This window comes from Caballeronia sordidicola (assembly GCF_002220365.1).
GTDB lineage: Bacteria > Pseudomonadota > Gammaproteobacteria > Burkholderiales > Burkholderiaceae > Caballeronia > Caballeronia sordidicola_C.
In genome coordinates, this window is the sequence record NZ_MTHB01000304.1 from 12016 (window position 1) to 25823 (window position 13808).

At 61.9% G+C, this 13808-nt stretch carries 10 protein-coding genes; 2 read left to right on the forward strand and 8 right to left on the reverse strand.

Annotated features, from left to right (window positions below; genetic code table 11):
- Positions 1 to 13: 13 nt before the first annotated feature.
- The 5 genes from BSU04_RS44085 to BSU04_RS44105 all read right to left on the reverse strand — a co-directional run bounded on the left by BSU04_RS44085 (position 14) and on the right by BSU04_RS44105 (position 7840).
- Positions 14 to 994, reverse strand: coding sequence for a Gfo/Idh/MocA family protein (locus BSU04_RS44085; protein ID WP_089166455.1), 981 nt, complete (start codon positions 992 to 994; stop codon positions 14 to 16).
- Positions 995 to 1383: 389 nt separating this feature from the next.
- On the reverse strand, positions 1384 to 2139 hold the full coding sequence (locus BSU04_RS44090) for a FadR/GntR family transcriptional regulator (protein WP_089166456.1): 756 nt from the start codon (positions 2137 to 2139) through the stop codon (positions 1384 to 1386).
- Positions 2140 to 2489: 350 nt separating this feature from the next.
- A complete protein-coding gene (locus tag BSU04_RS44095) occupies positions 2490 to 4124 on the reverse strand; it encodes a mannose-1-phosphate guanylyltransferase/mannose-6-phosphate isomerase (protein WP_089166457.1) in 1635 nt (544 codons plus the stop codon).
- Positions 4125 to 4228: 104 nt separating this feature from the next.
- Positions 4229 to 5698 (reverse strand): flippase, encoded by a 1470-nt coding sequence (locus BSU04_RS44100; protein ID WP_089166458.1) that lies wholly within the window; start codon positions 5696 to 5698, stop codon positions 4229 to 4231.
- 246 nt (positions 5699 to 5944) lie between these two features.
- The gene (locus tag BSU04_RS44105) at positions 5945 to 7840 is read right to left on the reverse strand and encodes an alpha/beta fold hydrolase (protein ID WP_089166459.1); all 1896 of its coding nucleotides are present in this window, start codon (positions 7838 to 7840) and stop codon (positions 5945 to 5947) included.
- 256 nt (positions 7841 to 8096) lie between these two features.
- Between BSU04_RS44105 and BSU04_RS44110 the strand changes: the two genes are divergently transcribed.
- Positions 8097 to 9056: a glycosyltransferase family 2 protein gene (locus tag BSU04_RS44110; protein WP_179258645.1), complete on the forward strand. Its 960-nt coding sequence runs from the start codon at positions 8097 to 8099 to the stop codon at positions 9054 to 9056.
- Positions 8995 to 9969 carry a glycosyltransferase gene (locus tag BSU04_RS44115; RefSeq protein ID WP_089166461.1) on the forward strand — a complete coding sequence of 325 codons (975 nt, stop codon included), beginning with the start codon at positions 8995 to 8997 and terminating at the stop codon, positions 9967 to 9969. Before BSU04_RS44110 ends, BSU04_RS44115 begins: the two co-directional genes overlap by 62 nt.
- Positions 9970 to 10110: 141 nt before the next feature.
- Here the strand turns inward: BSU04_RS44115 and BSU04_RS44120 are convergent, their stop codons facing one another.
- From BSU04_RS44120 to BSU04_RS44130, 3 genes are all read right to left on the reverse strand, one after another.
- Positions 10111 to 11217, reverse strand: a complete 1107-nt coding sequence (locus BSU04_RS44120) for a glycosyltransferase family 4 protein (RefSeq protein WP_089166462.1) — start codon at positions 11215 to 11217, stop codon at positions 10111 to 10113.
- Positions 11218 to 11314: 97 nt separating this feature from the next.
- Positions 11315 to 12436 (reverse strand): glycosyltransferase family 4 protein, encoded by a 1122-nt coding sequence (locus BSU04_RS44125; protein ID WP_256983949.1) that lies wholly within the window; start codon positions 12434 to 12436, stop codon positions 11315 to 11317.
- Positions 12437 to 12609: 173 nt separating this feature from the next.
- On the reverse strand, positions 12610 to 13803 hold the full coding sequence (locus BSU04_RS44130; protein WP_089166463.1) for a glycosyltransferase family 4 protein: 1194 nt from the start codon (positions 13801 to 13803) through the stop codon (positions 12610 to 12612).
- Between the last annotated feature and the right edge of the window lie 5 nt (positions 13804 to 13808).

The window sequence follows — 13808 nt, forward strand, 5'->3', positions numbered from 1 at the left end:
GATCAACCCGCGCTTATTCGGTTTCGAAAGGGAACCGCACGCCAAGGTCGCGGCGAGCGGCATCGGTGATGGAAATCATCTGCATGGATACGGCATGCCGCATGATCGGGCTTTCTATTGCACCACCGCGCAGCAATTCGCAAAAATGCGCGGTCTCGTAGTTCAAGCCCCCCCCCTCAAACGGTGCATCCAGCTCAACGGTGCGGCCATCCACATAGCGGATCGTTGCGCGCGCCGGGTTCCACCAGTTCTCGTGGATGGTCACCGTGCCGCCGGTCCCGGCAAGCAACGCATCGCCCTTGCCTTGCAGATCCAACCCGCAGAACAACTGCGCAACACCCCGTTCATGCCGCACATTCAAGCTCGCGAAAGTATCTACGCCGGTCTGCCCGATGCGCCCAAAAGTCTGCACCTCGAGCGGCTCACCCAGCCAGTCCACCGCGAGAAACGCTTCGTAGATACCAATATCGAGCAACGCGCCGCCACCCATTTCCATCGAATACGAAGGGTGCGAAAGCGGCACGTTTGCGATCGAGCAACCAGCCCGAACCAGACCGATGTCACCAATAGGGTCGGCCGCAAGATGGTCGCGCAACTGCATGTAGAGCGGATAGAACGGCGGTTTCATCGCTTCCATGAACAGCAGCTTCGATGAGCGCGCCACATCGATCATCTCCTGCAACGCCCGGGCGTTGACCGCCGCCGGTTTCTCGCAAAGCACGGCACGCCCCGCCTGGAAAGCACGCAGCGCGTATTGAGGATGGCTGTCTTGCATTGTCGCAACGTACAACGCATCGATGTTCTCGAGCAGCGCATCGAAACTCTCATGCGCCTTGGTATGAAATTGCGCGGCAAACGCAACTGCCGGCTCGGGCCGTCGCGACCAGACGCCGCCAAGCGCTGTGCCCGGCACGAAGGCCAGCCCCTCGGCGAACCTGCGTGCAATGTGTCCCGCGCCAACGATGCCCCAACGGATCGTGCTCTGTGCGTTCATCTGTCCCGCTCCTGCCAAGCATGGTGGATAGTCGGCCAAGGCCGGCGATGCGCACATTGTCCACTACGCAAGCGGTCTGCGGGAAGCCTGGACGAGGCATGCACAATCACGCACAACGCATCGCGTTTGATCACAAACGCATCGCGTTTCGGTCTCGGAGCTCAGGGGGAATCGGTCGGGAGGTTGTCGTATTCGACGCACCGGCCATCAGGCGTCGATATCAGGCGGAAAATCAGGCAGGAAGACAGGCAGGCTATGAAGTGAAACGTTTGCGTAAGTGAAAACCCGAATAGGGCGCTCCTCGCGCCCGGCCACGATGAACGTGACCAGAAACCTCGGGCCAGCTGCGCCACGCCGGAACATCCCGGACGCGAAGCTTCGAGCGCGTGTCAGGCGCCGGCTGATTCGGATTCGCCGACCGGTGGCGACGGGCTGTCTTCGCGGCGTTCAAGCGAAAAAGCCCGCCCGACTTCCTCCGCGGTGACGTCGATAAGCGTGCTCATCGCGCGCTCGGCCACACCGGCATCGTGTGCCTCGATCGCTTCCACCACGTGGCGCTGCGCTTCGAGCGTCGCGTCGCGCATGGTCGCAATGCCTGCCACGATCGGATAGACCGTCACCAGCGCACCCCGCACGATAGCCGTCATCTGCTGGAAGAACTGGTTACCGCTCGCGGCCACAATACGCGTATGCAGCGCGACATCGGCAGCCTGGTACTCGGGCTCGCTGCCGTTGAGCGACGCAAGTGCGTCGAACGCATCGCGAATCCCGCTCACTTCGTCCGGCGTTGCACGGGTCGCCGCCAGCGCGGCCGCTCGAGGCTCGATCAACATTCGAAACTCGATCACGTCGCGCAGGAACGCCTGATCCGGAGTAGCCCGGAAGCGCCAGCTCACCACGTCCTCATCGATCAGCCGCCAGTCGCTCATCGGCCGGATCCGCGTGCCCGTCTTGGGGCGCACATCCAGCATGTGACGCGCGAGCAGCATGCTCAAGGCCTCGCGCATCACGGTTCGACTCACGTCGAACTCCTTCGACAAGACGTCCTGCGGAGGCAGGATCGCGCCGTACTTCTGTTCGACGATGCCCGATACGAGCCCGTCCATCACCTTAGCCACCAGTGATCGCTCTTTGTTTTCGTCCATCACCCCTCTCCCCTTGCGCCCTACATTGTGTCCCTGCGCATCCGGCGTGCTTCCCCAAGCCCGCCGAAAGGCCCGGTGAGTGCCGTTAAATCATCAGACCAATAGAATCACTCAGATGAATCGACAGCCCTGCGCCGTGCACGATAAATTGCGTGTTCAATACCGCTGGCGCCAGTCGGAATGTCCCTCTCAAGGGTTATCCCTTTGCCTTGCTTCTGCGTCTTTGCGCTTCGCGATACTGCTTCGACAATCGCTGTATTAAGTACTTCTTGATACCTTTGATTTAAGTGCTTCGTAATACCCGGTCTTCATGCTCGTTGCCCGGCAAATCGCCCTACCCTCACCGGTGTTCAGCCTGCTGTTTTCTTCTCGGTTACGCGTCCGTACTGATCGTCGAAACGCACGATGTCGTCCTCGCCCAAATACGTCCCCGATTGCACCTCGATCATTTCGAGCGGCGTTTTACCGGGGTTTTCAAGCCTGTGTTTGGTACCGAGGGGAATGAATGTGGACTGGTTTTCGCTCAGCAGAAAGGTCTCTTCCCCTCGAGTGACGAGCGCCGTGCCGCGCACGACGATCCAGTGTTCCGCACGATGATGGTGCATCTGCAACGACAGGCGTGCACCCGGTGTCACCACGATACGCTTCACCTGAAAGCGCTCGCCGTGATCGATGGAGTCATAGAAACCCCAAGGCCGCTGTACCTTGCGATGATCCTGCGCCTCGGCGCCTTTGGCGGCTTTCAGGCGCCCGACCATCGCCTTTACTTCCTGCACGCGATCCTTCGATGCCACCAGGATCGCATCCGCGGTCTCCACGACCACTACACCCGTCACGCCGACGCACGCCACCAGCCGGCCATCGGAATGCGCGAAACTGTCTGCCGACCCTTCGAAGATCACACGGCCGCGAGCCACGTTGCCGTCGTCGTCCTTGTTCGACATGTCCCATACCGCGTCCCACGCGCCGACATCGGACCAGCCGGCGGCGAGCGGCACCACGACGCCCGGAAAACGCGGCTCGTGCGCAATGCGCTCCATGACGGCGAAATCGATTGAATCGGATGGGCACGCTTCGAACGCCTCGACATCGAGTTGCGTGAAGCCGTCCTGATGCAGGCCACGTTCGAACGCGATCACGCAAGCGGCGTGAATGGCGGGCTCGAAGTGCTCGATGGCGGCGAGCCAGACCGAGGCGCGGCAGACGAAAATGCCGCTGTTCCACCAGTACTCACCGGACGCCAGATACTGTTCGGCAATTTCCCGCCGCGGCTTTTCGACGAACCGTTCGAGTACCCGCGCTTGAGGGGCGCCGTCATCTGCAGTTCCCAAGGCCGCGCCGGCCTTGATATAGCCGTAGCCTGTTTCGATCTTGTCCGGCACGATGCCAAGGGTAACGAGCGCGCCACTTGCGGCGTGTTCGATCGCCTTGGCGATCGTGCAACGGAACGCATCAAGGTCGGACACGGCGTGATCAGCAGGCATGGCCACCATGACGGGGTCGTCGCCAGATCCGGCAGCCACGGCTGCCAACGCAGCGAGCGTAAGCGCCGGCGCGGTATTGCGGGCGCACGGTTCGAGCACAATGCGCGCTCGACGGCCATTACGCTCGATCTGCTGCGCAGTCAGCAACTTGTGTTCCGAACCGCAGACCACGATCAGTTCATCGGCGGTCGCGAAGTGCGCCGTGTCGCGGCCCGGCGTTGCCCCATCAAGTCCGTCAAGACGGCGCAGCGTGGCTTCGAGCAGCGATTCCGAGCCCATGAGCTCGATGAGTTGCTTGGGGAACTGCTGCCTCGACAACGGCCACAGACGCGTGCCGGACCCGCCGGCGAGAATGACAGGCTGCACGCGAACACTCACGGCGCCCGTCTTGGCAGCACCGGCAAGCGGATAAGAGGACACGTCCACGATGACTCCTGAAGCGTTGAAGCTGATTGGGGGCCGAACGCGTCTTACGGGTGCGGACGCGTGAAAAACACGCATCGATTGATGCGCTATTTAAGCAGGCAAATCTATTTTTTTGTGTGCGCGTGCGAACGCCCGCACGCTATTCAGTCAATCTACCGTTCAAGGCACTTTATTCGCCCTCACCCCGCGTTACCCGCGTCAGGCAGCAATCTTTGCCGGAGCCGCAAGACGACCTCGCGCAGTTCGCTCGATTCGCACAATGACCATGCGAGGTTGCCGGCGATCAGCGCGATAGCAATCGCGGCCATGCCGCTGAGTGAGTCCATGGAGTCGGCGCACACGGTGGCAACCACCAGGAAAGCCAGATGTCCGGCCATGTTCCGCACGATCGGCCGTGCGTTGAGTTTCGAAAAATAAAGAAACGCCGCATAGTCGAAGAACGCCTTTGCAACCACCGCCACACCTGCGCCCAGCAGGCCGTACCAGCGAATGCTCAGCCACAGCACGAGCGCGAAAACCGGCAAACCAATCCAGCCGACCCGCGCGACCTGCGCCGGATTGGCCTTGGCCTGGATGAGCACACCGATGATGCTCGACTGTCCCGCGAGCCACACGCCAATCACAAGGATGCGTCCGACAGGCGCCGACTGAACTCCCATCTCATGGCCGAGCCAGATGTTCAGGAACGGCGCCAGGGCAAACAACGCGACTACCACGCACGGCGTGAACGCGCAGTTCAGGAACGCGAGCGCCTGATGCGAGAGTTCATCGGCGTGATCGCTTGCGGAGGCTGAAAAGCGCGGGAACAGCGTGCGCAACATGGCGCTCGGCAACAGGTTCATGCGCGTGACGAGGTTTTGCGGCGTGGCGTAATACGCCACGTACTTGGCACCGAGCATGGAACCGATCACCACCCGGTCGAGTGTTGTTGCGATCATGTTTGCGCCTGAGAACAGCAGCAGCCAGCGGCCATAATTAAAGAGTTCTCGAATCAGCGGCCATTCCGGCTTCAAGATGCGCTTGATGCCTATTGCACGGAACGTGCCGTAGCCAAGCAGCAAGGCCGCCAGAAACCGCGCAATGACGGCTGCCGGCACAACCACCGCGAGCGACGGCGAGATCAAGTACAACGCGGCCAGTGGCAGCAACTGGAACAGGAACGTGCCGATGGTCTGGTTCGTATTGAACAGCGCGAACTTTTCCATGCCGCCGATCGCGCCGCTGAACACCCACGAGATGTTGGCAATGGGCACAGCCACCGCAATCCACGGCAATGCATGCAGCACTTCGGCCTGGAACACCGGCTCTATGGTCGCGATATGCACGACGTACACGTACGCGCCGAACCAGATCAGCACCGCGCCGGCAAAACCTGTCGCAAGGTTGAGAAAGAATGCACTCCAGAAGATTCGCTCGATCGTGCCGTCGTTGGACTGGCGCGCCTTGGCGATGTGGTTTTCGGTCGCCATCGAAATGCCGAGATCGAGCACGCTGAAATAACCGATCAACGCCCACACCAGGTTGATGACGCCATAGCGTTCGATCCCCATGCCATGTATATAGGCGGGTACCGTCGCGAGCGAGACGAACACGGGCAGGATGAGCCCGGTGAAATTGATCGCTATGTTCTTGAGAAGACTTTTTTCCATTGAGCCACGGGCCGATTACAACAAACTCACACAGGACGAATCAAGGCACCGCGGCACATCTTGCGGTGGATGCCGGCGCGTTGCAGCGCACGGGAAATGCAAATTCAAGTGCACGCAGTGGGGGCCTGCCCGAAGGTCAGACGAATCAGGTGCCAGCGTAAAGGGCCGCAACATCAGGGTCTGTACGCCGACGAACGCATGGCGCTGCGGCTTTCAATCTCTTGCAATTCCTTGCGTTCTTTCGTTTCATCGCGATTCGAGCGCGCCGGCACGCATGTCTGTAAGCATCTCGTCGGGGCGGCCGGCACGCGCTGTGAAACGCGGCCGTAGTGCACGCAGTCGTGCCCAGCCAAGACCGCCACGCGCGGCTTGTGGCGGCTCTCCCTGCACAAATCGAAGGAACGACGCCATCATTTCCTCGCGTGCCGAATACGAAAAGCATGCGTGATCAAGGGAGTCGCGATGAATGGTTTCCACATTGCGCCACTTGCGCATCCGCCGTCCGTGCGCACCGAAAAACACAGCGAACTCGTCCATGCCCGGATCTCCCGCGCCGTAGACGAAGCGGACCTTCACGTCGCGCTCACCCAGGCCCCGAACCATCGCGCGCACCCGGGAACCCGCCGAATCCACTCCGATTGTCCGTTCAGCGAAATACGCCACACTGGCCTTCAGGCGCGCGCTCAGGTGCCGCGCCAGCTCCTTCACGACCGGCGCCAGGCGCCGTTGGCCACGCAACACGCGCTTCCATTTACTCATCGTCTTGAAGGAGCGAATGAAGGTGCTGCTCGCCGTCTTCGGCCGGTTGTCGTTCACGGCGAACGACATGGGGTCTTCCGGGAAACCGAACTTGGGCGCGTTCACGAGCACCAGCGAACGAATATGGGGACTGACAGGCGCCGCGTGCAGACAAATGTATGCGCCCGAGCAGACCGCGAAACACGAGACGTCATCGAAACCTCGCGCGGCCAGGAACGCGGCGGCGCTCACCACGTCGTCACAGCTGGCGCGAGAAAACAGCAAGGAGAGCGGACGTTTGTCGACAACGGCGGCGCTGTCGCCCAGCGTGCCGACATCGAATCGCAACGACGCATAGCCTTGGCGCGCAAGCCGGCGGGCGAGCGTGACCGAGATGCGCGCGTCGCCTATCCGATGGGTCGCGCCCGGGTTGACGAACACGACCGAGCGGCGCGACTGCGTGCCCTCTTCCGGTTCACACAGAATGCCGAACAGACGGCCGTTGTCGAAGATCACGGGCGTTTCGCGCACTCCGTCGGCAGTCAAGACAGGGGGGCCGCGTCGCTCGGCGATCGATGCGGTCGCCGTCGATTCAGCCGCCGTCGATTCAGCCGGCTCGGCTACGCCCAACCACTCGACAATGCGCGCTATCGCCTGCCGGGGTGTCTCGGTCACGCCGGATTCCTGCATGAATGCGGCGCATTCGTCGAAGGCCTCGAACTGCGCGTCCGCTCCGGCGGCGCTGCAAGCCTCGACGAGCTTCTTCGAGCGTGAGGGATCGTAAGAATCGAGTACGAGCAAGCGCCGCGGCGCCCGTTCGGCCAGTCGCGCGTCCCGCAGCAAATCGAACTTGCTCAGCGTTGCAACGCTCGATGCGATCAGGCGATGTCCTACCACCTCCGCGTAGGCGGCATCGGCGGGCGGGGGTTCAACATGAATGCCGCCTGTTTCAAGCCAGTTCTGCTGCAGCAGACGCAACTCACGCAAGTATTGCCTGCCCGACAACACCGGGGCGAGCAGCACCAGTTGATCGACTTCTTCCTCGGCCGCCACCAGCGCGGCGAGCGTGGCGCCCAGACGCAGGCCACACAGGACCACTTGTGTGACCCCGGTCGATTCTTTCAAATAAGCGATTGCCGAACGAATGCTTCTCAACCACCGCTCGATCTGCTCGCCATCTTCCGACTCGCCCGCCGAGTCGCCCGTGCCGGCGTAGTCGAAGCGAAGCGTCGGCGCGCCTGAGTCCGCGAGGGCTTCGGCGAACACGCGCCAGCCCTTGTGGACCCACATCGCCTCGCGGCCGAAAGGCTGACAGAGCACCACGCCGCGCGTGGCGCTCAGGTTGCCCGCTGGTTCACCCTCGTGTAACCAGCCAAAGCAGTGGTCGAAAATTACAGGCGTCATCTCGATGTTGCGTCCCGAAGAGCATCGTTATTAAGTTGTCTGCGCATTACACTTTCACTACGCTGATGAATCAGTGCGCCCGCACACACTGCACAAGCACACCCTGATATTTCCGCCATCGCAAGCATTTCCCCGCCACCGTTATCCCTCGATGTTCGATGACCAACAGACGGCTTTTTCATTGCCGAGTCAAATAGGGCATTCAAGCCGTGTCCTGGACGCGCGGCACAGAACAAGAAAATGCCGGGGAAAACACATGGTCACCGCTGTTCACCAACTCAGTTCGTCTGATGCGCCCCGCTTCTCGGTATGTATCTGCACGCGCAATCGTCCCGGGGACCTCGCTCGTGCATTGCGTTCGGTCGAAGCCTCAACGTATCCGGCGCACCAGATCGTGGTGTCGGACGACAGCACCGACACGCTCACGCGTGAAATGATTGCCGCTGACTTTCCGCGCGCTGTCTTCCTGGAAGGACCCCGCCGCGGCCTTGGCGCGAACCGCAACTGCGCGCTCGGCGCGGTGACCGGCACACACGTGGCATTCATCGACGACGACGCCACGCTCAGCACAGACTTCCTCAGTCAAATGGCCGAGTCGCTGCAGCATGGCGGCCAACATCCGGAAAAGCTGATTGTTACGGGATACGAACTAAATCGCGGAGAGCGCGTTTATGCAAACGCAACTACGTTCCTCGGTTTCCAGGCGCGGCCCTACCGCACTCGCGATCACCACGACACCGTCGTCATCAACAGCGCCGTCTTCCCCGCCTGGCTCTTCAAGCTGATTCGCTTCGACGAACATCTGGTCTACGGTTATGACGAAGTCGATATCGTCATGCGCGCCACGCTGCAGGGAAAATGCGCGGTCCGGCTTCTGCCGGAAGTGTTCAACTCGCATTTTCCGTCGACGGTGAATCGCGACTACTACGCGGCGTTCGTTGAAGCGTCGCGCATCTACGTGACGCATAAACGCTACCGGTGGTTCGAACGCAACCGCCCGAAAGCCGCGCTGTTCCTGACGCTTGCCGTGGCTCACAACCTGCTGCACAACTTGCGCGCGCACGGACCCAAAGGCGTTGCCCACAGCGCGCGCACGGTTTCACATGCAATCGCCTACATTCGCCGATACAGCCCGGAAGGACGCGCCATACAACATGAAGATCACCGTACTCGTACCCACTTATCGTCGAACCTCGGATCTCGCTCGCTGCCTTGATGCGCTCGCGCGGCAACGGCGCGCACCGGACGAAGTACTGGTGGTGTGCCGCGGTGCCGACGAAGAAACGCAAGCATGGCTCGTGATCGAAAAGTCGCGCGCGCGCCTGCCGCTCGTCAAGGTGGAAGTCGCACAGGGTGGCCAGGTTGCTGCGTTGAACGCGGGTCTCGACGCAGTCACTGGCGACATCGTGGCCATCACGGACGACGACGCCGCGCCACGCCCGACGTGGCTCGAATGCATCGAACACCATTTCGCCAATTCGCCGGATGTAGGTGGCGTCGGCGGCCGCGACTGGGTGCATGAAGCTGGCGCCACGCTCGATGCCGCCGAGCCGGACGTGGGCCGCTGGCAATTCCCGGGCCGCGCGATCGGCAATCATCATCTGGGCGTGGGGGCCGCGCGTGACGTGGACTTCCTCAAGGGCGCAAACATGAGCTATCGCATGAGCGCGATCAGCGGTAATGCCATTCGCTTCGATACACGTCTGCGCGGCACCGGTGCGCAGGTCAACAACGACATGGCGTTCGCGTCAGCGGTGCGGCGTGCGGGCTGGCGCCTTGTTTACGATCCAGCGGTGGAAGTGGATCACTATCCGGCACAACGCTTCGACGAAGATGCACGCGCCGTGCGTGGCAGCCGGAGTTGGGCCGCGATCGAAAACGAGTCGTATAACCTGCATCTGATCGTGCGTGACGAGTATCAAGGTGCGCGCAGGGGCGTGGCCTTGCTGTGGCTCACCGTCGTGGGACACGGCGCATGCCTGGGCTGGGTCAATCTCGCGCGTGCCCGCTTCGTCCATCGCGAGGCAACCGCGCTGCAGCGCTGGGGCGCAGCGCGCAGCGGCGCGACGCTGGCCAAGCGCGATCATGCACAGCGGCTGGAAAGCGTGGAACGTGAATTCGCGGGGTGATTGAAACGCGCGTTCGTCGGCAGCGTTCGTTAAAAAGGGCGATCAGGTTATCTTGATCGCCCTTTTTCAATCTACCGTGTCACAAACGACTAATGCACAACCAAGCGGTCGAGAATCGGCGAGCGCCGGGATATCCCCCCATCAAGCCGCCGGTGCACGCCGTGTCGACGGGCGGTTCTGCCGCTGTTCACACTGGGAAATCGCTTGCTCATAGACCGCTAGATGTTCCGCGCACACGCGCTGCACCGAAAACCGCTCCAGATCTCGCTTCGCACGCGCGGCATATTGTGCACGTATTGGCGAATCCATCAGCAACCATCCCATTTTGGCTGCCAGTTGCATCGGATCCTGCGGCTCAACGAGCACGCCTGCACTGCCGTTTTCCAGCATCTCGGGAACGCCACCCACCTTCGTCGCGACGATCGCACAACCCGCCTCCCGCGCTTCGCTGATCACCAGCGGTGCGGGTGCCTGATGCGCGGCGAACACGAAGACATCGGCTTCCGCGAAATACGCGCGGGGATCTGCGACGAACCCTGTGAATTGAACATGGTTCGCAATACCAAGTTGTTCCGCAAGACTTTCCATCATCCCGCGCTCAGGTCCATCTCCCACAAGATACAGTTGCGCGTCTTGTGTCTGCCGCACATGTGCAAATGCGTGCAGCACGTCAGCAATGCCGTTGCGCTCGAACATCGCTGCCACGCACACCACGTTCGGATGCTGCAACTGCAATGGCCGCGGCAGCGGTCGTCCGGAAAAACGCGGGGAACCGATCGTCCCGCTCTTCACCACGCTCAAAGTGTCCGCCAGCAGGCCACGTTCCAGCATGGCGTCGCCCACCGCATGGCTTCCCACGATCACACGATCGCCAAAACGCATCAACGAGCCGCTCTTCTGGATATCGTGATGCGCGGTGCTCACCAGCGCGAAGCGGCGGCGCATGCTGCCGAAGCGCGAGATCAACGCGCCGGTCATCATGTGCGCGTGCACGACATCGGGATTGAAGCGCTCGATCAACCGGCCGAACCCCGCGACCATGGCCGGCACACGCCACGGCTGGCGCGACTGTTGCAGCAGCGAATGCGTGACGCCATGGCGCCGCAGCAACGACTCGAAGGCGCCGCCCGATGAAGCGACCGCGACTTCGTGTCCGGCGCGTGCCTGCATGCACGCGAGATCGACCATCGCGTTGACGGTGCCGTTGCCGACGCATTGGGCATGCGTGGCCAGGTGAACGATTTTCATGACTGGGTCTGGTCCGAGGTTGAGCGGCGCCTGGGGCGCCGGGGCCCTTCTTCCTTCTTGCTGTTGACTGCTGGTAACTCGGTTACAGCTCTCTCATTCAGTACGAGTCGATAGCTTCGCGATACACCGCGGCGGTCTGCGCTGCGATCACCGGCAGATCAAAGTGGGAGCGCGCATACGCACGGCACTCAGCTTCACTGGGCAGCACCCGCTTGCCAAGCAATGCACCGGCGAGCCCTGCTCCCAGCGCCTGAAAGCCGCCCGATTCGAGCACCAACTCCTGACTCAGCGGAGCGACCGCTTCGGGCAAACCGCCCACGGGCGTCACGATCACCGGCGTGCCGCTTGCGAGCGACTCGATGGTGGTCAGGCCGAAGCCTTCCAGCGCCGTTGTCGGCACGACCGACACATCGGCCGAGCGATACCAGAGCGGCAGCGCTTCGTCGGGTACGAACCCCGCGAGACGCACGTGCTGCGACAAGCCCCGATAGTCAATACGCGCCTGCAACGCCGCCGTCAGCGGCCCCTTGCCCGCGATGGTCAACAACACGTCGGGCACTTGCTGGCGCACGATGAACATGGCGTCGATCAGGTCCTCCAGGCCCATGCGCGAGACGAGGCGGCGCACGCAGAAAAGCATGGGCCGGTCTTGCGGAAGTCCGAGCGCAGTCCGCGCGGCACGCCGGTCGATGCCGGAGCTGAAATGGTCGACATCAACACAACCCGGCACGATGCGGATGGTGCGTGCATTTACGCCGTACTGTTTTTGCAATACATCGCCAAAAGCCTGAGACAACACGATGTGCAGATTGCCGCGCTGATAAACGTGCCGTTCAACTGCACGCCGTAGCATCACATTCGCTTGGTTGCGCGCGCCGTGCGCCGACTCATCGCCCCAAGGTCCGTGGAAATGGATCACCTTCGGTACGCGTGGAAACTTGCCGAGTACGGGCGCTGCGTACAACGCGAAATGCGCGGCGACTACGTCGGGCATACGGGCGTCACGCAGCTCGACGGCGGCACGCCGCAAGCTGATTACACGCTTGGCCATGGATGCGTCGGGTGCGGCGAACGGCGTCACCACGCCATGTGTCGATGTCCGCACGTTTTCGCTTCCTGCTACGAGCCCTCGCACCGTCACGCCCTGAGCGGGCAGCGACTGGATCAGCGCGCTGACCACGCGGTCGAGGCCACCGGGACGTTCGTCGAACCAGTTCATGCCGATCTGCAGCGAGTCGATGATCCGCGGCTTTGACGGCGGGTTCGACGCATCCTTCGAAGCGTTGCCTGAAGCGGGATTCAAAGGTTTATTCGCACCGTTAGCCTTCGGTGCCCGGTCTGCGGTGGGAGTGGTCGTGCTTGCACGCATGGTTGTCGATTTGATGGCGGCATTCATGTCTTAACCGATACAGTTTCTTGGCGAACACGCGCGTTGCGGCGAGCGGCCTTGCGCGTTTTTGCAATGTCTTCGAACAGCGCGAGATAGCGGGCTGCCATGGTCTGCCAGGACAACGTCGCGGCCAGCGCCTGAGCCGCCTGTCCCATTTCGCGGGCACGCAGCGGGTCTGATGCAATCAGCGAGATGGCTTTGGCGAGTGAGGTTTCATTGTCGGGATCGTCCAGCACAATGCCGCACTCTTCGGTGACCACTTCCGCGCCGCCGGTCGTGTGCACGGTAATCACCGGCAACGCGGAAGCAAGCGCCTCGAGCAGCACGAGGCTCATGGCTTCATAACGCGACGGGAAAACGAACGCGTCAGCGCAACGCATCAGCGTGGGCATATCGCGGATCATGCCGACAAAATGCACGCGATCCGCCACACCGAGCGCGGCCGCCATTGCCGGATACGGACTGTTCGCCACCCCCCCGGCCACCGCAAGATGTACGTTGGACGGACACTTCACGAGCGCACGCAGCACGGTGTCGAGGTTCTTGCGCGCGTTGCGCAAGTCGCCGGCGAACAGCAGCATGAACGGGTCCTCTGGCAACTTGAAACGCTCGCGCTGCGATGTCAGCGACAAGCCTGGCGAGAACTCGACGTTATCCACGCCGTTATGGATCACGCGGATTTTGTCGCGCGACATGCCAAGCGATACAAGCTCCGAACTCACTTTCTCCGATACCGGCACCAGCACGCGTGCATGCCTGAACGCCCAGCGCTCGCACCACGCATTGAGCCGCGTGAACAACAGCTGATACGCGGCGTACATTCCGCCGGTCAAGTGAAACGGGTAATAGCCGCTTTTATACCAGCCGGTGTGGACGAAGTGGATGGCGTTGACATCCGACTCTGTCCACGCGATAAAGCCATTGACCTGCACCACGTCGAACTCGTGACGATGCGCACGAATCCACGCAGCGGCACGCAACGCGAACATCTGGTATTGCAGCAAGCGCGTCGGCACCCGGCTTGCGGGCACGCGAACAACGGTGACGCGCGGATGCTGGCTCAATGTTTCGTCGACCTTGGTGCTGAGCAGCGTGACCGAATGGCCCGCGGCCAGCGCCGCCTGGACGACCTCGTAGTTGACACGCCCTTGCCCGTCGTTGCGGCCGACGGTATGGGTGACGATAAGCAGATTCATTCGGT

Coding starts and splice junctions, on each gene's coding strand:
- BSU04_RS44085 (WP_089166455.1), bottom strand. CDS start 994: ATGAACGCACAGAGCACGATCCGTTGGGGCATCGTTGGCGCGGGACAC.
- BSU04_RS44090 (WP_089166456.1), bottom strand. CDS start 2,139: ATGGACGAAAACAAAGAGCGATCACTGGTGGCTAAGGTGATGGACGGG.
- BSU04_RS44095 (WP_089166457.1), bottom strand. CDS start 4,124: ATGCGTGTTTTTCACGCGTCCGCACCCGTAAGACGCGTTCGGCCCCCA.
- BSU04_RS44100 (WP_089166458.1), bottom strand. CDS start 5,698: ATGGAAAAAAGTCTTCTCAAGAACATAGCGATCAATTTCACCGGGCTC.
- BSU04_RS44105 (WP_089166459.1), bottom strand. CDS start 7,840: ATGACGCCTGTAATTTTCGACCACTGCTTTGGCTGGTTACACGAGGGT.
- BSU04_RS44110 (WP_179258645.1), top strand. CDS start 8,097: ATGGTCACCGCTGTTCACCAACTCAGTTCGTCTGATGCGCCCCGCTTC.
- BSU04_RS44115 (WP_089166461.1), top strand. CDS start 8,995: ATGAAGATCACCGTACTCGTACCCACTTATCGTCGAACCTCGGATCTC.
- BSU04_RS44120 (WP_089166462.1), bottom strand. CDS start 11,217: ATGAAAATCGTTCACCTGGCCACGCATGCCCAATGCGTCGGCAACGGC.
- BSU04_RS44125 (WP_256983949.1), bottom strand. CDS start 12,436: ATGAACTGGTTCGACGAACGTCCCGGTGGCCTCGACCGCGTGGTCAGC.
- BSU04_RS44130 (WP_089166463.1), bottom strand. CDS start 13,803: ATGAATCTGCTTATCGTCACCCATACCGTCGGCCGCAACGACGGGCAA.